General features: G+C 73.4%; 21 protein-coding genes. 14 read left to right on the forward strand and 7 right to left on the reverse strand.

The annotated features are described in order from the left end of the window. Positions 1-54: 54 nt before the first annotated feature. Both P2424_RS05495 and P2424_RS05500 read right to left on the reverse strand, forming a co-directional pair. A complete protein-coding gene (locus P2424_RS05495) occupies positions 55-1,515 on the reverse strand; it encodes a carboxyl transferase domain-containing protein (protein WP_276474659.1) in 1,461 nt (486 codons plus the stop codon). 68 nt (positions 1,516-1,583) lie between these two features. Continuing rightward, positions 1,584-2,681, reverse strand: a complete 1,098-nt coding sequence (locus P2424_RS05500) for an amidohydrolase family protein (protein ID WP_276474660.1) — start codon at positions 2,679-2,681, stop codon at positions 1,584-1,586. A 512-nt stretch (positions 2,682-3,193) separates the two neighbouring features. Between P2424_RS05500 and ectA the strand changes: the two genes are divergently transcribed. The 4 genes from ectA to thpD all read left to right on the forward strand — a co-directional run bounded on the left by ectA (position 3,194) and on the right by thpD (position 6,680). After that, positions 3,194-3,709, forward strand: coding sequence for a diaminobutyrate acetyltransferase (ectA, locus tag P2424_RS05505; RefSeq protein WP_276474661.1), 516 nt, complete (start codon positions 3,194-3,196; stop codon positions 3,707-3,709). A gap of 91 nt (positions 3,710-3,800) precedes the next feature. After that, positions 3,801-5,069 carry a diaminobutyrate--2-oxoglutarate transaminase gene (gene ectB / locus P2424_RS05510; protein ID WP_276474662.1) on the forward strand — a complete coding sequence of 423 codons (1,269 nt, stop codon included), beginning with the start codon at positions 3,801-3,803 and terminating at the stop codon, positions 5,067-5,069. 136 nt (positions 5,070-5,205) lie between these two features. Next, positions 5,206-5,610: an ectoine synthase gene (locus P2424_RS05515; RefSeq protein ID WP_019358304.1), complete on the forward strand. Its 405-nt coding sequence runs from the start codon at positions 5,206-5,208 to the stop codon at positions 5,608-5,610. 170 nt (positions 5,611-5,780) lie between these two features. Then, positions 5,781-6,680, forward strand: coding sequence for an ectoine hydroxylase (gene thpD / locus P2424_RS05520; protein WP_276474663.1), 900 nt, complete (start codon positions 5,781-5,783; stop codon positions 6,678-6,680). 124 nt (positions 6,681-6,804) lie between these two features. Here thpD and P2424_RS05525 read toward each other — a convergent pair whose 3' ends face one another. Beyond that, entirely contained in the window at positions 6,805-7,869 is a 1,065-nt protein-coding gene (locus P2424_RS05525; RefSeq protein ID WP_276474664.1) for an aminotransferase class V-fold PLP-dependent enzyme, read from the reverse strand. A gap of 39 nt (positions 7,870-7,908) precedes the next feature. After that, complete coding sequence (locus P2424_RS05530) at positions 7,909-9,489, reverse strand: aldehyde dehydrogenase (NADP(+)) (protein WP_276474665.1); 1,581 nt, start codon at positions 9,487-9,489, stop codon at positions 7,909-7,911. A gap of 149 nt (positions 9,490-9,638) precedes the next feature. Here P2424_RS05530 and P2424_RS05535 point away from each other — a divergent pair, with 149 nt between their 5' ends. From P2424_RS05535 to P2424_RS05565, 7 genes are all read left to right on the forward strand, one after another. Continuing rightward, a complete protein-coding gene (locus P2424_RS05535) occupies positions 9,639-10,409 on the forward strand; it encodes an IclR family transcriptional regulator (protein ID WP_276474666.1) in 771 nt (256 codons plus the stop codon). 139 nt (positions 10,410-10,548) lie between these two features. Further along, positions 10,549-11,517 carry a hypothetical protein gene (locus P2424_RS05540; protein WP_276474667.1) on the forward strand — a complete coding sequence of 323 codons (969 nt, stop codon included), beginning with the start codon at positions 10,549-10,551 and terminating at the stop codon, positions 11,515-11,517. A 29-nt stretch (positions 11,518-11,546) separates the two neighbouring features. Continuing rightward, entirely contained in the window at positions 11,547-12,872 is a 1,326-nt protein-coding gene (locus P2424_RS05545) for a histidine kinase (protein ID WP_276474668.1), read from the forward strand. Further along, positions 12,869-13,561: a response regulator transcription factor gene (locus P2424_RS05550; protein ID WP_276474669.1), complete on the forward strand. Its 693-nt coding sequence runs from the start codon at positions 12,869-12,871 to the stop codon at positions 13,559-13,561. Before P2424_RS05545 ends, P2424_RS05550 begins: the two co-directional genes overlap by 4 nt. A gap of 353 nt (positions 13,562-13,914) precedes the next feature. Continuing rightward, positions 13,915-14,751, forward strand: coding sequence for an NAD(P)-dependent oxidoreductase (locus tag P2424_RS05555; protein ID WP_276474670.1), 837 nt, complete (start codon positions 13,915-13,917; stop codon positions 14,749-14,751). Positions 14,752-14,846: 95 nt separating this feature from the next. Then, positions 14,847-15,194, forward strand: a complete 348-nt coding sequence (locus tag P2424_RS05560) for a GlsB/YeaQ/YmgE family stress response membrane protein (RefSeq protein WP_276474671.1) — start codon at positions 14,847-14,849, stop codon at positions 15,192-15,194. 361 nt (positions 15,195-15,555) lie between these two features. Next, positions 15,556-16,026, forward strand: coding sequence for an SSI family serine proteinase inhibitor (locus P2424_RS05565; protein WP_276474672.1), 471 nt, complete (start codon positions 15,556-15,558; stop codon positions 16,024-16,026). A gap of 91 nt (positions 16,027-16,117) precedes the next feature. Here the strand turns inward: P2424_RS05565 and P2424_RS05570 are convergent, their stop codons facing one another. Continuing rightward, entirely contained in the window at positions 16,118-17,317 is a 1,200-nt protein-coding gene (locus tag P2424_RS05570) for a TerD family protein (protein ID WP_276474673.1), read from the reverse strand. Positions 17,318-17,572: 255 nt separating this feature from the next. On the opposite strand from P2424_RS05570, the gene P2424_RS05575 reads away from it, so the two are divergent. From P2424_RS05575 to P2424_RS05585, 3 genes are all read left to right on the forward strand, one after another. Beyond that, positions 17,573-18,229 (forward strand): TetR family transcriptional regulator, encoded by a 657-nt coding sequence (locus tag P2424_RS05575; protein WP_276474674.1) that lies wholly within the window; start codon positions 17,573-17,575, stop codon positions 18,227-18,229. Between the two features lie 116 nt (positions 18,230-18,345). Further along, positions 18,346-18,561: a hypothetical protein gene (locus P2424_RS05580; RefSeq protein ID WP_276474675.1), complete on the forward strand. Its 216-nt coding sequence runs from the start codon at positions 18,346-18,348 to the stop codon at positions 18,559-18,561. Positions 18,562-18,618: 57 nt separating this feature from the next. Further along, on the forward strand, positions 18,619-19,206 hold the full coding sequence (locus P2424_RS05585; RefSeq protein ID WP_276474676.1) for a DUF1648 domain-containing protein: 588 nt from the start codon (positions 18,619-18,621) through the stop codon (positions 19,204-19,206). Between the two features lie 18 nt (positions 19,207-19,224). Here P2424_RS05585 and P2424_RS05590 read toward each other — a convergent pair whose 3' ends face one another. Both P2424_RS05590 and P2424_RS05595 read right to left on the reverse strand, forming a co-directional pair. After that, entirely contained in the window at positions 19,225-20,775 is a 1,551-nt protein-coding gene (locus P2424_RS05590) for an MFS transporter (RefSeq protein WP_276474677.1), read from the reverse strand. 295 nt (positions 20,776-21,070) lie between these two features. Then, positions 21,071-22,672, reverse strand: coding sequence for a hypothetical protein (locus P2424_RS05595; protein WP_276474678.1), 1,602 nt, complete (start codon positions 22,670-22,672; stop codon positions 21,071-21,073). Between the last annotated feature and the right edge of the window lie 41 nt (positions 22,673-22,713).

Here is a 22,713-nt window from a genome sequence, read left to right on the forward strand (position 1 = left end):
CGCTGCCCGAACGGATTCTCCCCGCCGCCCGGTCGGTCCAACCACCGCAGCGGACTACCGCTCCCGCGCCGCCTCTCGGCCCCCGCCGGCGCCGTCCGCGGCCCCCCGGGCGTCGCCCCGCTCCGCTGGCACGCCCGGCGCCGGGCCCACCACACCCCGGACCACGCCCAGTTCGACGGCGTCCTGCGGGCGCAGCCGCAACTCCTCGGCGGTCCGCCCGACCTGGTCGGGGCCGCGTTTGAGGATGGCGGCGGCCGACTCCGGGGCGATGACCGAGAAGTAGCTGTCGGGCGTGGCCCACAGGCTGCCGGGCGCCGCCAGGGCGAGGGCGCCGCCCGAGCCGCCCTCGCCGATCAGGAGGGAGGTGAGGGGGACGGTGGCTTCGGCGACGGCGGAGAACACCTCGGCGATGGCGGGGCCCGCGCCGGCGCGCTCGTCCTCCGGCCCGTTCGCGGCACCGGGGGTGTCGACCAGCGTCAGGACCGGGATACGCAGCCGGTCGGCCAGCCTGATCAGCCGTGCCGCGGTGCGGTAGCCGGCCGGACGGGTGGGGGTGCCGCACTGCGCCGCGTAGGCGACCGTGCGACCCGCGAGCCGCCCGAATCCGCACAGCACTCCCGGATCGGTACCGCCGCAGCGGTCCCCGCTGATCTCCTCGCGTCCGGTGAGGCAGGCGTCCAGATAGGCGGCGGCGCGGGGGCGGCCCGCCGCACGGGCCCGCGTGACGGCTTCGGCACCGCTTGCGGGCAGCCGCCCGCCGGACGGTCCGGGCAGGGCGCCCGGCACCGGAACGGGCTCGGGCCGGGGCCGGCCGCCCGATACCGGGGCGAGCAGGGTGAGCCAGCGGGCGAGCACCCCGGGAAGCTCCGCCTCCGGCACGATCCGGTCGAGATGCCCGGCCGCGCGCTGGGCCTCCGCGGTGTACGCGGCGGGATCGGCCCCGGCGGGCCGTACCCGCGAGCCCGCGAACGCGGCCTGCGCTCCGGGCAGCGCGAGCACCACGTCGGCGCCCGCGGCCAGGGTGGCCCAGCCGCCGCCGGTCGTCGGGTCGCGGACGACCGCGAACTGCGGCAGTTCGGCCGCGCGGGTCAGCGCGCTCTGCCGGGCCACCCGCTGGAGCTGGACGAGAGCCCGCATCCCCTCCTGCATCCGGCTGCCGCCGGTGGCGACCAGGGTGACGAGAGGCAGCCGCAGCTCTCGCGCCCGGGTGTGGGCCGCCTCGATCCGGTCGCCGGTGCGCTCCCCCAGGGAGCCACCGAGGTAGCCGAACTCGAAGCAGAGCAGTACGGCGTCCCGCCCGCCGATCCGCCCGGTGCCGCACACCACCGACTCGTGCTCCCCGGTGCGCTCGTGCGCCCGCGCACGCATCGCGTCGTAACCGGGCCAGCCCAGCGGGCCGTCGGCCAAGGGCGGGTCGGCGCCGGCCGACGGCCCGCCGGGGTGGCACTCGCGGAAGCCGGTCGCCAGCCGGCCGAGCAGCGTCCGCGCACTGGTTCCGGGTCCGGTGGAGCTCATGCGTCCAGGCTGGGGCACGCACGCCCGTCTGTCAGCGGGGCCTGCCGCGCATCGGGTCCGGTCCCGGGTCAGCGCACCACGCGCCCCCGCAGCACGACGTGGCTCGGGGCCTGCAGGACGCGGACGTCGGCGCGCGGGTCCGCCTCGTAGAGGACGAAGTCGGCGGGCGCCCCCTCGGCGAGGCCGGGGCGACCCAGCCAGTCCCGGGCGGCCCAGGTGCTCGCGGCAAGCGCGTCCAGCACCGGTATACCCGCCGTCACCAGTTCGGCGACCTCCTGGCCGACCAGCCCGTGCGCCAGCGAGCCCCCGGCGTCGGTACCGGTGAAGACGGGGATCCCCGCGTCCCAGGCGGCCCGTACGGTGTCGTAGCGGCGGGCGTGCAGGGAGCGCATGTGGGCGGCCCAGCGGGGGAACTTCTCCTCGCCACCCGCGGCGAGAGCCGGGAAGGTGGCGATGTTGACCAGGGTGGGCACGATGGCGACGCCGCGCTCGGCGAAGAGCGGGATGGTCTCCTCGGTCAGTCCGGTGGCGTGCTCGATGCAGTCGATCCCGGCCTCCACCAGGTCGCGCAGCGAGTCCTCCGCGAAGCAGTGCGCGGTGACCCGGGCGCCTTCCTGGTGCGCGGCCGCGATGGCCTCCTCGACGGCCCAGCGCGGCCAGCAGGAGGTCAGATCGCCCTCGTCCCGGTCGATCCAGTCGCCGACGAGCTTGACCCAGCCGTCGCCGCGCCGCGCCTCCCGGCGCACGTACGCCGCCAGGTCTCCGGGCTCGATCTCGTGCGCGTAGTTGCGGATGTAGCGGCGTGTACGGGCGATGTGGCGGCCGGCGCGGATGATGCGGGGCAGTTCGTCACGCTCGTCGATCCAGCGGGTGTCGGAGGGCGACCCGGCGTCGCGCAGCAGCAGCGCGCCCGCCTCCCGGTCGGTGAGCGCCTGCTTCTCGCTGGTCGAGTCGTCCACCGGGCCGTGCGCGTCCAGCCCGACATGGCAGTGCGCGTCCACCAGCCCCGGGAGCACCCAGCCGGTCAGCACGTCGGGCCCGGTGCCGGCGGACGCGGCGGGCCGCCGGTAGGTGACGTGCCCGTCCACCACCCACAGCTCGTCCCGTACGTCCTCGGGTCCGACCAGCACCCGCCCCTTGATATGCAGACTCGCGCGCTCGCTCATGCCCGCACTGTACGAGTGCGGGGCACCTCGGCGTCCAGAGCACCCGGAGCCGAGCGGTCCGACGGGAGACGGGGGCGTGAACATCGGCGGGCCCGAAAGCGAAGAATGCGAGCGACGGATCCGCCGAAAAGGCAGACACACCGCCGGCTCCAGCCTTACGATGCAATCCGGGCTACATTTCCGATGAAGCCGTCCTTATTCTTCTGCCCGCTTTCCGCAAGCTCAAACGCTAAGATTTTGTTACTTGCGACTCGCCAATCCCGGGTCCGCACCGACGACGTTATAGCACTGTGACGTACTCCACAGGTCGACTGCTATATGCGGACACATCCGCTTAAATTCGGGCCGATCCCGGCGGGTCTGCGCGCCCGCACGCCCGTGCGCGATAACATACGGACCCCCTTCCGCGTAACCCCTCTCCCCCGTGCAGTTTCAGATTCTGCTGGGTAAATTGAATTCACATGACCGCCGCACAAGCAGACCATGCAGGTGCCCACAGAGACTTTCTCGAAATGCCGGAGGGACTGAAGCTCGACACACCCCGTGTGGACGACGGAGCCGCGATCTGGCGCATCGCCCGCGACTCGCAGACCCTCGACCTGAACTCCTCGTACAGCTACCTGCTGTGGTGCCGCGACTTCGCCGCCACCTCGGTGGTCGCCCGCGATGGCGCGGGCGAGCCGGTCGGTTTCATCACCGGCTATGTGCGCCCCCAGCAGCCGCGCACCCTCCTCGTCTGGCAGGTCGCCGTCGACGAGGCCGCCCGCGGCCGCGGACTCGCCGCCGCGATGCTGGACGGACTGACGCTCCGCGTCGCCGAGGAGCTCGGCATCGACACCGTCGAGACCACGGTCACCCCGGACAACACCCCCTCCAACCGGCTGTTCACCTCCTACGCACAGCGCCACTCGGCCGCGGTCGCCAAGGACGTGCTGTTCGACGCCGCCCTCTTCCCGGAGGACGGCCACCTGCCGGAAGTGCTGTACCGGATCGGCCCGGTCGTGTTTCCCGGCGCATCGAAGCGCTGACGTATACGGCCGCACCCCGGCGGGTAGGCACCGTCGCCGACCGCCCATAACCAGACTTTCTTCGCACACGACTCACTCCCTGGAGCAAGCTGTGACCATCACCCCGCCCGACCTCAGCGTCTTCGAAACCGTGGAGTCGGAGGTGCGCAGCTACTGCCGTGGCTGGCCGACCGTCTTCGACCGCGCGCAGGGTGCGCACATGTACGACGAGGACGGCCACACCTACCTGGACTTCTTCGCCGGAGCGGGCACCCTCAACTACGGCCACAACAACCCGGTGCTCAAACGGGCGCTGCTGGACTACCTCGAGCGCGACGGCGTGGTGCACGGGCTGGACATGTCCACCAGCGCCAAGCGCGCGTTCCTGGAGACCTTCCAGGAGCTGATCCTCAAGCCGCGCGGCATGGACCACAAGGTGATGTTCCCCGGCCCGACCGGCACCAACGCCGTGGAAGCGGCGCTGAAGCTGGCCCGCAAGGTCAAGGGCCGCGAGTCGATCGTCTCCTTCACCAACGCCTTCCACGGCATGTCGCTGGGCTCGCTCGCGGTCACCGGCAACGCGTTCAAGCGCGCGGGCGCCGGCATCCCGCTGGTGCACGGCACCCCGATGCCGTTCGACGACTACCTCAACGGCACCACCGAGGACTTCGTCTGGTTCGAGCGGCTGCTGGAGGACCAGGGCTCCGGCCTGAACAAGCCCGCCGCCGTGATCGTCGAGTCGGTGCAGGGCGAGGGCGGCATCAACGTCGCCCGCGCGGAGTGGCTGCGGGCCCTGTCCGAGCTGTGCGAGCGGCACGACATGCTGCTGATCCTCGACGACATCCAGATGGGCTGCGGCCGCACCGGTGCCTTCTTCTCCTTCGAGGAGGCGGGCATCAAGCCGGACATCATCACCCTGTCGAAGTCCATCGGCGGCTACGGCATGCCGCTGGCGCTCACCCTGTTCAAGCCGGAGCTGGACATCTGGGAGCCGGGCGAGCACAACGGCACCTTCCGCGGCAACAACCCGGCCTTCGTGACCGCGACCGCCGCCCTGCAGACCTACTGGGCGGACGGCCAGATGGAGAAGCAGACGCTCTCCCGCGGCGAGCAGGTCGAGGCGCAGCTGAAGGCCATCGCCGAGGAGCACCCCGAGGAGGTGGCCGACTACCGCGGCCGCGGCCTGGTGTGGGGCCTGGAGTTCCACAACAAGAGCCGCGCCAACGCGGTGGCCAAGCGCGCCTTCGACCTGGGGCTGCTGATCGAGACCTCGGGGCCGCAGAGCGAGGTGGTCAAGCTCCTGCCCTCGCTGACCGTCAGCCCCGACGAACTGGACGAAGGGCTGCGCATCCTGGCCCGGGCAGTCCGCGAAACCGCCTGACCCGCATGGATCGGCCCGTCCTGGCTACCCGCCGGGACGGGCCTCTTCCGTAGTGGACACCGCCGGAAGAGCGTTCCGCCGGAATGGACACAAGGAGGCTCTTCCGTCTGCACACAGAGAAAGGCACCATCACGCCGTGATCATTCGTTCCTTCAAAGACATCGAGAACACCGACCGACACGTCAAAGCGGCGTCAGGCACCTGGGAGAGCAAGCGCATCGTGCTCGCCAAGGAGAAGGTGGGCTTCTCCCTGCACGAGACCGTGCTCTACGCGGGCACCGAGACCTCGATGTGGTACGCCAACCACATCGAGGCCGTGCTCTGCGTCGAGGGCGAGGCGGAACTGACCAACGACGAGACCGGCGAGAAGCACTGGATCAGCCCGGGCACGATGTACCTGCTCAACGGGCACGAGAAGCACACGATGCGTCCGAAGACCGATTTCCGGTGCGTGTGCGTCTTCAACCCTCCGGTCACCGGCCGGGAGGACCACGACGAGAACGGTGTCTACCCGCTGCTGACCGAGCCCGACGAGGGCTGATTCCGGGGCAGAGCGGCGACGCGCCGCAGTACGGCGGGGCACCTGCCCCGCCGTACTGACACGCTGAGGCACAGCCCCACCGTGCTGGGGGACCGTTCGCCGGTCCACTTCGGCCGTCCCGGCCGTTTCGCCATGAACAGGGCCGTACGAGAGGAGAGGAAGGCACCACCATGACCACCGCACCCGAGCGCACCGCCGACCTGTACCCGACCCGTGGAACCACCGAGGTGGCCATCCCGCGGATGGACCCCGTCGTGTGGTCCGAACCGGGTACTCCGGGGCCGATCGAGGCCGCGGAGCTGGCGTGCTTCGAGCGGGACGGGTTCCTCGCCGACGATCAGCTCGTCGGCCCTGACGAGGTCGACGTGTTGCGCGGGGAACTGGAACGGCTCACCTCGGATCCGGAGATGCGGTCCGACGAACGCTCCATCGTGGAGCCGAAGTCGAACGAGATCCGGACCGTGTTCGAGGTGCACAAGATCAGCGAGGTCTTCGCCCGTCTGGTGCGGGACCCGCGAGTCGTGGGCAGGGCACGGCAGATCCTGGGCTCGGACGTCTATGTCCACCAGTCCCGGATCAACGTCAAGCCGGGCTTCGGCGCCACGGGATTCTACTGGCACTCCGACTTCGAGACCTGGCACGCGGAGGACGGCATGCCGCACATGCGGGCCGTGTCGGTCTCGATCGCGCTGACGGAGAACTACGACACCAACGGCGGTCTGATGATCATGCCGGGGTCGCACCAGACCTTCCTCGGCTGCTCGGGCGAGACGCCGAAGGACAACTACAAGAAGTCGCTGCAGATGCAGGACGCGGGGACGCCCTCCGACGAGTCCCTGACCAAGTTCGCCGAGGCCCACAGCATCAAGCTGTTCACGGGCAAGCCCGGCTCGGCCACCTGGTTCGACTGCAACTGCATGCACGGCAGCGGTGACAACATCACTCCGTACCCGCGGAGCAATGTGTTCATCGTCTTCAACAGCGTCGAGAACGAGGCAGTGGAGCCGTTCGCCGCACCCGTCCGCCGCCCCGAGTTCATCGGGGCGCGGGACTTCACTCCGGTGAAGTGACGCGGCCGGTGCCCTGATGGTGCGGGGGCGGGACCCGCGGGTCCCGCCCCCGCACCATGCGGGTACGGGCCGCTGCGGCGCGGGGCCGTACGAACAGCCGGGGCATACGGGTGCCGGCTCCGGGTCAGCCCGCCAGCAGATCGAGCAGCCGGTCCACATCCGCTTCGGTGTTGTGCAGATGGAAACTGGCGCGCAGATTGCCCTCCCGGGCCGCGACCGCCACCCCGGCAGCGGCCAGCTTCTCGACGGCGTGCCCGAGACCGGGTACCGCGACGATCGCCGAATCCCCCGGCACGGGTTCGTATCCGCCGGGCAGTCCGGCGACCCCCGCGCGGAACCGGGCGGCGAGCGCCCGGTCGTGGGCGCCGATCGCCGCAGGGCCGCCCAGCTCCTCGACGAGGGCGAGCGAGGGCACCGCGCCGAGGTACGGCAGGAAGGCGATCGACTCCGTGTACGCCCGGGCGTCCGGGGCCAGCCGGGCGATCGGGCCGTAGCAGTCGTCCCACGGCGAGGCTCCCGCCACCCAGCCCGCGTGCAGCGGCAGCAGCGCTCCTTCCTCCTGCGCCTGCGCGGAGACGACCAGGAACGACGCGCCCCGCGGGCACAGCAGCCACTTGTAGGCGTTGCACACGACGTAGTCGTAGTCGTCGGCCTCGACGGGGAACCAGCCCGCGGCCTGTGTGGCGTCCAGCAGCACTCGCGCGCCGTGCGCGCGGGCGGCGGCCCGGACGGCGGGCAGGTCGGCGATCCGGCCGTCCGCCGACTGCACCGCGCTGAGGGCCACCAGCGTGGTGGAGGCGTCCACCGCCTCGGGCAGGTCCGCCAGGGGCGCGGTGCGCAGCGTCACGTCGTCCCGCACCGTGAACGGGTTGACGACGGAGCTGAAGTCGCCTTCCGGGGCGAGCACTTCCGCACCGGCGGGGAGCGAGGCGGCGACCAGTCCGGTGTGGGTGGAGACCGCGCTGCCGGCCGCGACGCGGGCCGGCGTCGTCCCGGCGAGCCGCGCGAAGGCGGCTCGCGCCGCGTCGGCCGCGGCGTAGTAGGCGGCATGGTCGATCCGGCCGGCCGCCATGTCGGCGGTGGCCGTCGTGAGCGCGGCTGCGGTACGGGCGGGGAGGAGTCCCTGGGACGCGGTGTTGCAGTAGGTGACCTCGGGCTGGAACTCGGCGGCGAGTACACGTTGGTCCATCCGCCCAGTGTCCCGGGCCCGGTCGGCGGGGTCCACCGGTTACCCGGCGGCGGCCCCGCGCGCGGCCCCGTCCGCCGCCGGCCGCTCCCGTACGCCGTCGACCCGGCGGGGCAGCCCCAGCGGATTGGCGTCGCGCAACTCGGGTGGGAGCAGCGCCTCGGGGGTGTCCTGGAAGACGACCGGCCGCAGCCAGCGCTCCAGCGCGGTGGCCCCCACCGAGGTCGAGGTCGAGGTGGTGGCGGGGTACGGCCCCCCGTGGTGCTGCGCCGGGGCGACGGCGACACCGGTGGGCCACCCGTTCACCAGCACACGCCCGGCCAGCGCGGTGAGCCGCGCGACCAGCCGGGCGGCACCGCCGCCGCCGGCGGCGGCCTCGTCGGCGCCGAGGTGCACGGTGGCGGTGAGGCTCCCCTCGATCCGGCCGAGTACGGCCTCGGTCTCGGTCTCGGTCTCGGTCTCGCCGGCGTACCGGACGGCGACGGTCACCGGGCCGAAGCACTCCTCGAACAGCAGCTCGTGCTCCGCGCCCAGGTCGGCGGCGGCGACGGCGAACAGTCCGGGCCGCACGGTCCGCTCGTCCTCGCCGGTCCCGGCGGCGACCGGCGTCGCGACGGAGGCGAGGCCGGCCCGCCCGGCGATGCCCGCCAGGAACGCGTCCCGCATCCGGTCGTCGAGCAGATGGCCGGGCGCGGTGGCGCGCAGCGTGGCGGAGAGCGCCGCCAGCAGTCGGTCGCCGTCGGCGCCTTCGGGCACCAGCACCAGGCCGGGCTTGACGCAGAACTGGCCGGTGCCCAGGGTCATGGAGCCGCCGAGCCCCTCGCCGATCTGCTCGGCACGCTCGGCGGCCGCCGCGGGGGTGACCACGACGGGGTTGAGCGAGCCGAGTTCGCCGTGGAACGGGATCGGGCGGGGCCGGGCGGCGGCCGCGTCGAAGAGGGCACGGCCGCCCTTGACCGAACCGGTGAACCCGGCGGCCGACACCCGGGGGTGCCGCACCAGTTCGACGCCCGCCTCGAACCCGTGCACGACGGAGACGACGTCCTCGGGGAGCTGTGTGTCGGCGGCGGCGGCGCGCAGTGCCGCCGCGCACAGCTGGGAGGTGGCCGGGTGGTCGGGGTGCGCCTTGACCACGACGGGGCAGCCGGCGGCGAGGGCGCTGGCGGTGTCGCCGCCGGGGACGGAGAAGGCCAGCGGGAAGTTGGAGGCGGCATAGACCGCGACGACGCCGATCGGCAGCTTGTAGCGGCGCAGATCGGGACGCGGCGGAGTGTGTGCGGGGTCGGCGCGGTCGATGATGACGTCGAGGTGTCCGCCGTCCTCGACCTCGTCGGCGAAGGCCCGCAACTGTCCGGTGGTACGGCCCAGTTCACCGGTCAGCCGGGGCAGACCCAGGGCGCTCTCGGCGTCCGCGGCGGCGACGATCCGCTCGCCGTCGGCCTCCAGGCGCTGCGCCGCGGCGCGCAGGAAGGCCGCGCGGGCGGCCCGGTCGGCCAGCGCCGGGAGCGCCCGGTGCGCGGCTTGCACGGCCGCGTCCACATCGGCCGCCGTGGCCTCCTCGGCGACCCGTTCGCGCTGCTTTCCGGTACGGGGGTCGACGCTCCACACTGGTGCTGCTGCCACCGGGGTCCTCCTGGTCTGGCGGATCGGCTCCCCCGCGGGCGCCCGGCGCGTGCCGCCCCCCGCAGAGTGTGTTCGGTATGCTGAACGAAATCCCTGTGGATGAATTCCTTCCGGACTGTAGAGCTGCGCGAACAGAGGGGTCAAGGTCGATGCCGGGTACCGAAGCCGGGGGATCGCAGGTCAAGTCGGCCGTACGGACGGTGGAACTGCTGGAGTTCTTCGCGGAGCGGCCGGGGATGCACACCCTCGCCGCCGTCCAGACCGCGGTCGGCTACCCCAAGTCGAGCCTCTACATGCTGCTGCGCACTCTGGCCGACCTCGGCTGGGTCGAGACGGACGCCACCGGCACCCGGTACGGCATCGGGGTGCGGGCGCTGCTCGTGGGCACGTCGTACATCGACGGCGACGAGGCGGTGGCCGCGGCCAAGCCCGCGCTCGACCACCTCCTGGCCGACACCACCGAGACCGTCCACCTGGCCCGGCTGGACGGCACCGACGTCGTCCACCTCGCCGTCCGGCAGTCCCCGCACCATCTGCGCCCGGTCGCCAGGGTCGGCCGCCGGCTGCCCGCGCACTCGACCGCGTCGGGCAAGGCGCTGCTGGCGACGCACTCGGACGAACAGGTACGCGCACTGCTCCCGGAGACGCTGGAGCGGATCACCGCACACACCCGCACCGACCGCGAACACCTGCTGGCGGAGCTGCGGCTGGTGCGCGAACAGGGGTACGCGCTGGACCGCGAGGAGAACACGCCGGGGCTGCGCTGCTACGGCGTCGCCATCCCCTACCGCACCCCGGCCCGGGACGCCCTCAGCTGCTCGGTGCCGGTGGCCCGGCTGACACCCGAGCACGAACAGACGGTCAAGCATGCGCTGTTCGACGCCCGCGACCGGCTGGTGTACGCCACCCGCACCCTCTGACGGGCCGGCCGGCCCGCCGGGCGACTACCCCGGTCCCGCGGACTCCCCCTGTGCGACGAGCCGGGTCAGCCGTCCGGGGGAGCCGGTTCGCCGCCCGGGCGGATGCCCGGCCGCCGCCGTGCCCGGAATCGTGACGGCCATGACGCACGCCAGACCCGTCCTCGCCACCGTCGCGGTGACCGCCTGCCTGCCCTATCTGACGCTGAAGCTGAGCTGGCTGTCGGGCGGCAGCACCGGCATCCCGGAAGGCAGCCCGCTGCATGACGGCGGCACCGCCATGTGGCTCGTCAACGCGCTGACCGTCGCCATGGACGGCACCGTCGTCCTGCTGGTGCTCGCGCTCACCCGGCCCTGGGGACGGCGGCTCCCCGCCCCCGTCCCCGCCCTGCCCCTGTGGATCGCCTGCGGACTGCTGGGCCCGATCGTGGTGGCCTTCCCGGTCCAGGCGCTGTCCGGACTGCTGGGCGTCGCCCCCGGCGGGGACGGTGACACCGACGGGAGCGACGCGGTGCTGGAGAGCTGGGTGTGGACGGTCGTCTACTCCGGCTTCGTCGTCCAGGCGCTCGCCCTGGGAGCCCTGTTCGCCCGCTACGTACGCGACCGCTGGGGACCGCTGCTGCGCTCCCCGCTGCACCGGCATGTACGCGGCCGGCGGTCCGGTACGCGGAGCGGGTGCGCGTTCGCGGCGGCGGTCGCGGTCTCGCTGCCCGTTCTGGCGGGACACGCTGCGCGGCTGGCCGACGAACACGCCGACAACCGCGTCACGGACGCGACGTTCCTGCTGTACACGGTGACGGCACTCGCCGCGGTGGCGAGACTGCTGCGGGCGGGCGGCTCGGAGCGCCCCGCCGGGGCCGCGCTGTGGCCGACCCTGGCCGCGGCCTGGCTCGGCTCCGGGGTACTGGCCTGCTGGGGCGGCTGGCTGCTGCTCGGCGCCCTCTCCGGCGGCGGCCGGGCGCTGGGGCAGCAGGCGAGCGGCGCGGCCCTGCTCACCTATGCTTGCCAAGCGCTCGCCGGGCTGCTCCTCGCAGCCCTGGCGGCCCGGCAGGTACACCACCGCGCGCACCTGCCGGCAGCCGGAGCCGCAGACACGGCGGTGCGGGGCTGAAGCCGGTACGGACGGCGGGGGGAGCGAGGATGGCCGGACCGCCCGGGGGCCGAGTGCGGGTCCTGGCACTGCGCTGGGTACATCTGCTGCAGGGCGGCGCGCTGCTGATGCCGTTCTTCCTGCTGGTGAACGTGGGCATCGGAGTCGTGCGGCCCGGCTCGGCCCGCCTCCTCGACGGTGCGCTCGGCCCGCAGTTCCTGACCTTCGGCCTCTGCCTGCCGCTGGTGGCGGCGGCCGGACTGCTCCCCGTCGTCCGGGCGCTGGAGTCCGCGGCCGCGCGCACGCTGTGCGGGCTGCCGGACGGGGCACTCGCCCACGGCCCGGCCGGCTCGTGGGCGGCGCGACGCCGCTGCGCGGGCTGGTTCACGCTGCACGCCGGCGTCGGGGGCCTGCTGAGCGGGGCTTCGCTGGCCGTCCCGCCGATGGCCCTGGTGCTGCTCGCCCACCCGCTCTTCCCGGTACTGCGCAGCGAGCGGTGGGCCTGGCCGTGGGCGCACGCGGGCAGCGCGCTGTGGACGGCTCCGGTCGCCGGCCTCGCGCTGCTCGCCGCCCTGGCGGCAGCCGTGCACGGCGCCGGGGCGCTGCTGGCGCGCTGCGCTCCGCCGCTGCTGGGGCCGACACCCGCCGACCGGCTGGCCGCCGCCGAACGGCGCGCAGCCGACCTGGCGGCCCGCAACCGGCTCGCCCGCGACCTGCACGATTCCGTCGGGCACGCGCTGAGCGCGGTCGCGCTCCAGGCGGCCGCGGCGCGCCGGGTGCTGGACAGCGATCCACAGTTCGTCCGGACCGCGCTGGCCGCGATCGAGGAGACCGGCCGGAGCGCGGTGGCGGAACTGGACGGCGTGCTCGGCGTGCTGCGGGCCGGGGAGAGCGGACCGGCGCCGGGGCCCGGACTGGACACCGGTCTGGAGGCCCTGATCGCCCGCTCCCGGGCCACCGGCACCCGGATCGAGCTGCGGGTGGACGAGTCGCTCGGCCCGCTGGCCGGGCTGGACGCCCAGGTGTCCGCCGAGTCCTTCCGGGTGCTGCAGGAGGGGCTGAGCAACGCGCTGCGGCACGCGCCGGGCGCCACGGTGTCCGTGCGGCTGGAACGGCAGCGCGCCCCGGAGGGCGAGATGCTGACGGTGACGGTCGAGAACGCGGCGCGTACGGTGCGGGAACCGCACCGTACGGGCGGACGGGGCCTGGCCGGGATCTCCGAGCGCGCCGCGCTGCTGGGCGGCACCGCGCAGGCGGAGGACGCGGACGGCGTGTGGCGGCTGACGGCCCGCCTCCCCCTGGCCCACGCGGCCGGCGGAGAGCACCGGCGGGCGGACGTCCCGGGGAACGGCACGGAACGGGAGAGCACTCCATGACATCGGCGGCATCGGCACCCCTGCGGGTCCTGCTCGCGGACGACGAGCACATGGTGCGCACGGCGCTGCGGGCGATCCTGGCCGCCGAGCCGGGGATCGAGCCGGTGGGCGAGGCGACGGACGGCGACGAGGCCGTCTCCGCGGTGCGCGCGCTGCGCCCCGACGTGGTGCTGATGGATGTGCGGATGCCGCGGGTCGACGGGATCCGCGCCACCGAGCAGCTGGTGCGGACCCTGGGTGAGGAGGCGCCGCGGATCCTGGTCCTGACCACCTTCGAGAACGACAGCTACGTGTACGACGCGCTTCGCGCCGGGGCGCACGGCTTCCTCCTCAAGCGGACGACCGCCGAGGACCTGGTGGCCGGGATCCGGCTGGTCGCGCGCGGCGACTCGCTGCTCTTCCCCGCCGCCGTGCGCGCGCTCGCGGCCCACCACGCCGACCGGCGCCGCACGGCGGCGCTCACCGCGCGGCTGACCACACGTGAGACCGCGGTGCTCGGCCTGATGGCCCGGGGGCTGACCAACGCGGAGATCGCCCGGCAGCTCGCAGTCGGTACCGCCACGGTGAAGACGCATGTGGCCGGGGTGCTGGCCAAGCTGGGGGCGCGGGACCGCACCCACGCCGTCATCCTGGCCTACGAACACGGTGTGGTCACCCCGGGCGGGGGAACACCACGGACGGGCAGCTGAGAATGTCCCGAGAAGTCCCCCTCGGGCGGAACCCGCATCCTGCCGGAGTGCGTTCGTGGGCGGCCAGCCGGTCACCGGATCCGAGCGCGCCGGGGACGGCGGTAACGGGCCGGCGGCCCCCGTCGCGCGGAGGATCATGGAGGCGGCGCTGCGGTGACCCGGCCCGCCCCGCCCGTGCGGCGGGCCCGGGGACCCGGGCCGTGGCATGCCGGACCGCACCGGTGGCGGGGCGGTGTCTTGACGGGCGGTGCGGCCCTTCGTGGCGTCACCTGCCCCTGGTGGCGGCACCTGTGTGCCCGCGTCGAACGGGCACCCTGCCGAAGTGCCGCCGGACGACCGGATGGAGACCGCACGTGCCCGAGAGTCCTGCGGCTGGTTCCACGCCCCGCACCGTACTGCTGACCGGCGCCGCCGGGGGCCTCGGCACCCGGATGCGGGAGCTGCTGCCCCACTACGGCTGGAACCTGCGGCTGCTGGACATGCACCCGGTCGCGGACGCACCCGACGCCCACGTACTGGACCTGGGTACCGCGGACGCCGACGCGCTGCGCACCGCGGTCCGCGGCGCGGAGGCGATCGTGCACCTGGCAGGGATCTCCCTGGAGTCCACGTTCGAGAAGATCCTCGCCGCCAACATCCGGGGGACGTACGCGCTCTACGAGGCGGCCCGCGCCGAGGGCGTGCGCCGCGTCGTCTTCGCCTCCTCCAACCACGCGATCGGCTTCACCCCCGTCCCCGCGGACGGCACAGCGCTGATCCCGCCGGACACCCCGCACCGCCCCGACACCTTCTACGGGCTCTCCAAGTCCTTCGGCGAGGACCTGGCGCAGCTCTACCGGGACCGGCACGGCATCGAGACCGTCTCCATCCGCATCGGCTCCTGCCAAGCGGCGCCGGCCTCCGTACGGGAGCTGTCGACCTGGCTCAGCTTCGGCGACTGCGCCCGGCTCCTGCACGCCGCGCTGACCGCACCGGACGTGGGCCACACGGTCGTCCACGGCTCCTCCGCGAACACTCGGCTGTGGTGGGATCTCGCCCCGGCCCGCGCCCTGGGCTACGCGCCGCGCGACGACTCGGAGCGCTACGCCGCAGAACTCGTGGCGCTGCACGGGGAGTTGGACACCGACGATCCCGATCAGGCACATCTGGGGGGCGAGTTCTGCACCCGCCCGCCGAGGTGGCCGCACTGAGCCGCACCGCGTGAGGGACCGGACGGGCGAGGAGGGCCACCGGCGGGGCAGGCATGATGGATCCGCAACCGACCAGCCACGGGGAGGCCCCTGAGATGCTCGCCACACCGCTCACCCAGCTCGCCGATCCGGATGACGCGGGTTCGGACCTGCTGTCCGACCTCACGCACTCGGGCGTACTGAGCTGGATCGTCCTCGGTCTGGTCGCGGGCACGGTCGCCAAGATCCTGCTGCCCGGCCGCGATCCGGGCGGTCTCGTGGGCACCGTGCTCATCGGTATCGCCGGGGCGTTCATCGGAGGCTGGCTCTCCGCCACCTTCCTGGACCGTCCGATAGCCAACAACGTGGTGGATCCCGGCCTCTGGATCGCCGCCATCGCCGGGGCGCTCGTGCTGCTGATCGTCTACCGGCTGCTCTTCGGCCATTCCCGCGACCGCCGCTGACCGGCGCGGGCCCGGGCGCAGGCCGGCACCCGGACCCGCGCCGGGGGCGCGGGCGGCTCCCGGAGGGGTGCCTCCGGGCTCTCCCGGTCCGGGTGGTTCGGAAGCGGAAGCGGGTGGGTGGTAGAAACGCGGAGGCATACATCCCTCGCGTGAAAGGAGACGCCATGTCGTCCAAGCGTCGGCGCAAGAAGAAGGCCCGCCGCGGCAACGCGGCCAACCACGGCCGCCGTCCGCAGTCCTGAGTGCGCGGCTCCCCGCGTGCCGCACCGGCACGCGGGGAGCCCGCCCGGTGGTCCGCCGCCGACCGCTCCCGAGGGCTGGGCTCCCGTGTCCTCCCGGCGGCCGGTCTCGTTAGGCGGCTGTGAGCACTCGAACCTCCGCCCGGCCTCTCGTCCGTACCGCTGTGGCCGCGGCCGCGCTGGCGGTACCCCTGCTGACCGCACAGGCGGCGCCCGCCGCCGACTCCGCGAGCGCCCCCGCCGACTCCTCGCCCGGCAGCTCGCACACCGGGCCCGGCTCCGACGGCGGCGCCCAGGGTGTCTTCCTGTCCGTCTCCGGCTCCGGGGATTCCTGGATCCGGGGCGTCGTGCTGCACTGCGAGCCGGTGCCGCACGGACACCACCCGAGGGCCGCGGAGACCTGCGCGGCGCTCGACGCGGCGCACGGCGATCTCGACGCACTGCCCGCCGGCAGCGGCCGCTGCACCATGCAGTACGACCCGGTGACCGTCGCCGCCCGTGGCAGCCACCGGGGGCAGGCCGTGAACTGGAAGAAGACGTTTGCGAACGCCTGCGTGATGCATCAGGCCACGGGTCCCGTCTTCGACTTCTGAGCGGGCCCCGGCAGAACGCCGGGGTCGCACTCCGCCACGCTCCCGGCACCGTGCTCCCGGCCGGGCGCGCGGCGGCTCGACGCGGTGAGCCCTACAGCGCGGCGGCGCCGGGCTTCACCATGCCGCGTACCGTGCGCGAATCGACGTACTCGCCCAGCGCCGTCATCTCCCACTCGCCGGAGAACTGGCGGATGAACTTCGCCATCAGCACGCCCGTCCGCGGCTCGGACTGGGTCAGGTCGAACCGGACCAACTCCCCGCCCCCGCCGTCGAGCAGTCGGCAGTACGCCTTGGCGACGTCCGTGAACTTCTGGCCGGAGAAGGAGTTGACGGTGAAGACCAGCCCCGTCACCTGGGGCGGGATGTCGCCGAGGTGGACGGTGATCACTTCGTCGTCCCCGGCGCCCTCGCCCGTGAGGTTGTCGCCGGAGTGCTGGATGACACCGCCCAGAATGGCCAGCTTGCCGAAGTAGCAGGCGTCGACCTTCTTGCGGTTGGCGTCGTAGGCGATGACCGAGGCGTCGAGGTCGATCTCCTTCGCCCGCTTCCCGGCGCGGAAGACAGGCTCCCAGCCGAGCCCCATCCGGACCGAGGTGAGCAGCGGCCTGCCCCCCTTGACCAGCGAGACCGTCTGATTCTTCTGCAGACTCACCCGCCCCTTGTCGAGGTTGATCTTCCCCGCTCCGGCAGGAGCGGCCGGGGCGGCGGGAGCCTGGGGTGCCGCGGGCGGGGCGGGAGCGGCGACCGGCGGCGCTGCGGGTGCCGCGGGGGCGGCAGCGGGCGCGGGCGGCGCTGCGGGCTCCTCCACCTGCACGCCGAAGTCGGAGGCGATTCCGCCCAGACCGTTGGCGTATCCCTGGCCGACGGCACGCACCTTCCAGGCGCCGTTCCTGCGGTAGACCTCCACCACCAGCAGCGCCGTCTCGGCACCGAGCTGCGGCGGGGTGAAGGTGGCCAGCACCGCGCCGGTACCGGCGTCCCGGACCGTGGCGGTGGGTTCGGTACCCGCGAAGGTGGCGCCGGGGGCGTCCAGACTCGCGAGGACGGTGACCTTGTCGATTCCGGCGGGCACCGCGCCGGTCTCGACGGTGATGGTGTCGGTGGCGCCGCCGGTGTGGGTCACCCCTGGAGCGGTCGGCTGGTTGTAGAAGACGAAGTCGTCGTCCGAGCGGACCTTGCCCTCCGGGCTCAGCAGCAGTGCCGAGACGTCGAGCTTGCTGGGTGCGGTTACCTCCACCGCGACGCGCTGCGCGGTCAGTGGGAGGTTGGAGCCGGGAGTCATTGCCGTCATGCCCGGGTAACGACCGGCCGGGCTTTGCGGTTCCTTTGCCGTGACCGAGGTGTACCCGCCCGGGGCCGCGTCACGAGCCGGGCACGCGGGGGCCGCCGGGCTCGAGCCTTTGCGGTCGGCCCGCGCGGCGGCGCTCCGCGGCGGCGCACGCCCCTCGCCCCCGCCCGCTCAGGAGTACAGTGGCATAGACAGACCTGTTTACCGCAGCGCGTGCGGGCCGGCAGGACAGGCTGTCGACGAAGGGAGCGGCGAGCAGTGGGGACGGGGACAGCGGAATCGGCGGCGCGGCCCGCCGCCACGGAGGAGCTGACGCCCGGCGCCCGGCGGATTCTGGACGCGGCGAGCGCCCTCTTCTACGAGCGCGGCATCACGGCCGTCGGCGTCGACCTGATCGCCAAGGAGGCCGGCACCACGAAGAAGACGCTCTACGACCGCTTCGGCGGCAAGGATGCGCTGATCGCCGCGTATCTGAGCGAGCGGGACCGGCGCTGGCGCTCCTGGCTGACCTCGTGGGTGGCGGCACACGCCGCGGACACCGGGGCGGGTGCACAGTTGCTGGCCACCTTCGACGCGCTGGCGGAGTGGACGCAGCAGCACAATCCCCGCGGCTGCGGGTTCGTCAACGCCGCGGCGGAACTGCCCGATCCCGCGCACCCGGGGCGCCGTGTGATCACCGAGCAGAAGCACTGGATGCACGGCTACCTCCGCGAGCTCGCGGTCGCCGCCGGTGCGCGGGAGCCGGAGCGGTTGGCCGACCGGCTGGTCGTGCTGCACGAAGGCGCCATGGTGATGCGCGGCCTCGCGCTCGTGGACGACCCGGTCGGCACCGCGCGTGCCCTGGCCGAGCCGGCCCTTCGGGAGGCGCTCCCCGGGCCCGACACCGGCGGAGCGGCCGGACCGGCACGCCCCTGAGGCCTCGGCAGGACGCAGTGCCCGGTCCTGTCGGGCGGCCCGGCACGACGACCGACCTGCGCAGCGCCCCCGCGTTCCGAGGTGCATCGCGGCGGCCGCGGGCGCAGCCTGGAACCATGAGTGCGTTCGTCGTCGTCCATCCGCCCGCGCCCGGCGGCGGTCGCCGCGTCAGTGTGCACGGCGAGACGCTGGGCACCGCCTACGGCCTGACCGACTTGATCGAGTACCTTGCCCGTGCCGGTCTGGACATCGCCACCGTCGACCTGTACGACGAGTCGGTCATCGAGTGGCAGGGCGGCAACCATCTGATCTGGGGGCGCGCGGCGGAATGAGGCCGCGCGCCGCGGGGTAGGCGGGGGCGACGAGGCGGGAAGACGGGGGTGCGGGGCGTGCGGAAAACGCGGCAGCAGGAGGGCCGGAGCGGGGGCGCGCCCGGCGGTGCCGGGTTCCCGTGGCGGTGGCTGGTACCCGGAGTGCTGGTACTGGCGGGGCTTCTGGTGTGGGGGATCATGGTCTACCCCCGGCTTCCGCACCAGGTGCCGCAGCATTTCGGCAGCAGCGGAGTGGACCGGTACGCGGACAAATCGGTGGGCACCGTCTTCCTGCCCGTGCTGGTGTACGCGGGCGCGCTGGCGCTGCTGGCCGGGACGGCACTCGCCACCTTGCGGATCACCCCGGTTCGCGAGCTGCCGCCGGGACGACCGACGTCGAGCCTGGTCAACCGGCCGCAGACGACACAGGGAGCGCTGGGCCTGGCCCGGGCGCAGCTCTTTCTCGGCTGCTGCCTCGGGGTGACCATCGCCGTGGCCTGCAGCCTGATGTGGGCCGTCGAACGGCCTGCCGAGGGCGAGCCCCGGACCGGGACGTTGCTGCTCGCCCTGCTGCCGTCCGCGCTCGGCACCGCCGCCGTTCTGGCCGCGGCCTTCCGGGACCGCCGACAGGGGTCCGGCCGGGCCGCGAAGCCCGGCGCGGAGTGACCGGCGGCCCCGTGCCGCCTATCCGGGGCCGGCCACCCCCTCCGCCGTCCGCAGCTGCAGGGCCCGGAGGTCGCGGCTGGTGGAGATCAGCTCCTTGGCCTCCTGCTCGGTGCTGACCATCGGCTGCGAGCCGTGCAGCGGCACTCCCGCGGTCTCCGGCATGAAGCGCACGGCGAGCAGCCCGATGAGCCCGCTGACCATCAGATAGCAGCCGGGCACCAGGCTGTTGCCCGTCGCGCTGACCAGGCCCTCGGTGACCAGTGGGGTGGTCCCGCCGAAGGCGGCCACCGAGAAGTTGAAGCCGATCCCCATGGCGGCGTAGCGCACGCTGGTGGGGAAGAGCGCGGGCAGCGTGGCGGCCGACGGTGCGGCGAACCCGGCCAGCAGGGTGGCCAGGACGAGCACGCCGAGCGCGGGCAGCAGCCAGCCGTCCGAGCGCAGCAGCAGGAAGGCGGGGACGGCCAGCACGATCTGGCCGACGGCGGCCCAGCGGTAGACCGGGCGCCGCCCGATCCGGTCGCTCAGCCGGCCGACGAAGGTGATGAGCACCACCACCCACACCATGCCGACCAGCACCAGTACATCGGAGGTGGTGCCGTCCCGGCCCAGCACCTCGGTCTGGTAGGTCGGCAGATAGCCGGTGACCATGTAATTGGTGACGTTGTAGAGCAGCACCAGGCCGACGCAGACCAGCAGCGGCTCCCAGTACCGGCGCAGGATGGTGCGGAACTCCTGCCGCTGCTCGCGCTCGGCGACGGCTTGGTCGTGCTCGTCCAACTGCTGCTGGAAGGCGGGGGACTCCTCCAGCTTGAGCCGCATGTACAGGCCGATCAGCCCCAGCGGCCCGGCGATCAGGAACGGGATGCGCCAGCCCCAGGCGAGCATCTGGCCGTCGGTCAGCGCGACGTTGAGCACGGTGACCAGGACCGAGCCGAGGGCGTAGCCGACGAAGGTGCCGAAGTCGAGCCAGCTGCCGAGGAATCCGCGCCTGCGGTCGGGCGAGAACTTCGCGATGAAGGTGGTGGCGCCGCCGTACTCGCCGCCGGTGGAGAATCCCTGCAGCATCCGCGCGAGAAGCAGCAGGATCGGGGCCGCGATGCCGATCGTGTCGTAGTCGGGGATGAACCCGATCAGGAAGGTGCCGAAGGCCATCAGGATCATGGTCGCGGCGAGCACCTTCTGCCGCCCCAGCCTGTCGCCGAGCGGCCCGAAGAAGAGACCACCCAGCGGGCGGACGACGAAGGCGGCGGCGAACGTCGCGAACGAGGCGAGGAGTTGCGCCGCGTCGGAGGCGCCCGGATAGAAGACCTTGCCGATGGTGGCGGCCAGATAGCTGTAGACCCCGAAGTCGAACCACTCCATGCAGTTGCCGAGCGCGGAGGCGCTGACCGCCCGCTTGAGCATAGGCTCCTGGACGACCTGGACATCGTCCTTGGTGAACGGGCGGCCCGTACGGCGCAGCCTGGAGACCAGTTCGTCGCGCACCTGTTGGGGCAGCGCCGCCACCGCCTGCGGTACCTGCCGGGCTGCCGCCGTGCCCCCGGACTGCCGCTTGGGGCTCTCTGTCACGTCGTTGTTCACACCCTTTGTTCCGGATAGCCGTAAAGGCCCGATCTGCTCGATCGTACGGAACCGCGGGAGCGGATCCCGGGAGCGGGTTGCCGGACTCGCCGCACCTCACACGCCGTCCGCGGTGCGGGCCTCCCCGCACCGCCCGGCGTCGCGTGCGGTATCACACCAGTAGTCGGCACGGAACGTCCGCCCGGCGCACGGAGGCGGGGCAGGGGCGGCGGGGCGGGGCAGGGCAGGGCAGGTGCACCGTGGAGGAGGGAGCGGACCCCGCCCGGGCGGGGTCCGCGGGCGGTCAGCGGGAGCGGGCCTTGAACGCGGCCTTGCGGGCGTCCTTGGCGATCCGCTTGTCCGGGTGCACCCGCCCCATAGTCTCCAGCACGTCCCCGGTCGCGGGGTGCTCGACCCGCCACGCCTTGTCGAAGAAGCCGGTGTGCTGGTCGACCAGATCCCGTACCAGATCGCGCAGTTCATCCGGTTCACCGGCGGTGGCGACCTGGGCGGCGATGGTGTCGATGGTCAGCCAGAAGACCATCTCCTCGTCGGGCTGCGGCACATCCCGGGCGCCGCGCTCGGCGAGCCAGACCCGGGCGAGCCCACCCAACTGCCGGTCCTCCAGCACCTCGCGCAGTGCCGGCTCGGCCTCTGGGCCGGCGAGCGAGAGCGCCTGCTGGCAGGCGAGCCGCCGGACCGGCGCGGCCTCGTCGCCACCGCGTGCCGCAGCGAGCAGCTCCCGCGCGGCCGCCAAGGTGCCGTCGCCGCCGGTGGATCCGCCGGCGTTCCGGGCCGCGAACCACCCCTGGATCTCGCTGTGCGCGTTCTCCTCCGTGTAGACCGGCAGTGCGGCCAGCAGCGCGTCCGCTCCGGCGTGCGCGAGGTCGCCGACCGCGGGGACATCCAGACCGGCCTCGCGCATCCGCTCGCGCACCCCGTACAGGCCGAGCGCGGTGAGCCGCACCATGCCGTAGCGGGAGACGTCCTCCTCGTCCGGCTCGGCGCCGGACTCCGCTGCGCCGTAGGGCTCTTCGCCCTCGTCCTCGCGGGTGAGGGCCTCGTCGACCGGCTGGTGGACGACCAGCCCGGTCGGCTCCAGCATCCGGAACTGCTCGTCCAGCCGCATCATCGTGCTGGAGACCTCTTCGAGCACGTCGTCGGTGGGCTCGTCCATGCCCTCGGGCACGGTCATCGAGGCGGCCAGCACCGGCAGCGGCACCATCGACCCGGCGGCGACGGCGGGGTCGGTGGCCGTGAGCAGGTAGAGGTTGCCCAGAGCGCTGTCCAGGGCCTCGGCCTCCTCCTCCGGGTCCCAGTCCAGCGCGTCGAGGTCGATGGCGTTCGGGTCGATCTCGCCGTCCGCGCCGACGGCGCCGTCGATACCGTCCAGCAGCTCCTCGAAGCTGGGCGTGGCGGCGTCCGCGAGCACCGTCTCCAGGCCACTGCGCCACAGCCCGAGGATCTCCTCGGGAGCGGGCGCGGGAGCGCCCTGGTCACCGGTCAGGCCACCCAGCTCCGGCTCCGGCGCGGCCGTGCCCACCGGATCGTCGCTGCCCAACCCGTCGGCAGCCCCGGCGCCCTCTCCGGAGTCCTCGGAGTCCTCGAATTCCTCGACCGCCAGCAGTCCGGTGTCCACCGCGAAGTTCCAGGCGTCGGCGGCGAGTGCGGGGGCCTCCTCGTCTCCCGACAGGCCCAGGTGTGCGGCGGCCTGCTTGAGCTGCTCGGCCAGCAGTTCGCCGCCGGCGCCCACCGGAATGCCCGCGCCCGCAGGGCCGCCGGCGCGCGCCCAGCGGGTGAGTTCCACAGCGCGCGCCAGGAGCGGTGCGGCCAGTGCGTCCCGCGCCAGTTCGGCATCGGAGGGCAGCCGTACGGGCGGCAGGGTGGGACGGTCGTCACCGGTCATGTGCGGGTTCATCTCCTACAGGTGCTACGGGTTGCCGGACG

Source organism: Streptomyces sp. WMMB303, from assembly GCF_029351045.1.
Lineage (GTDB): Bacteria > Actinomycetota > Actinomycetes > Streptomycetales > Streptomycetaceae > Streptomyces.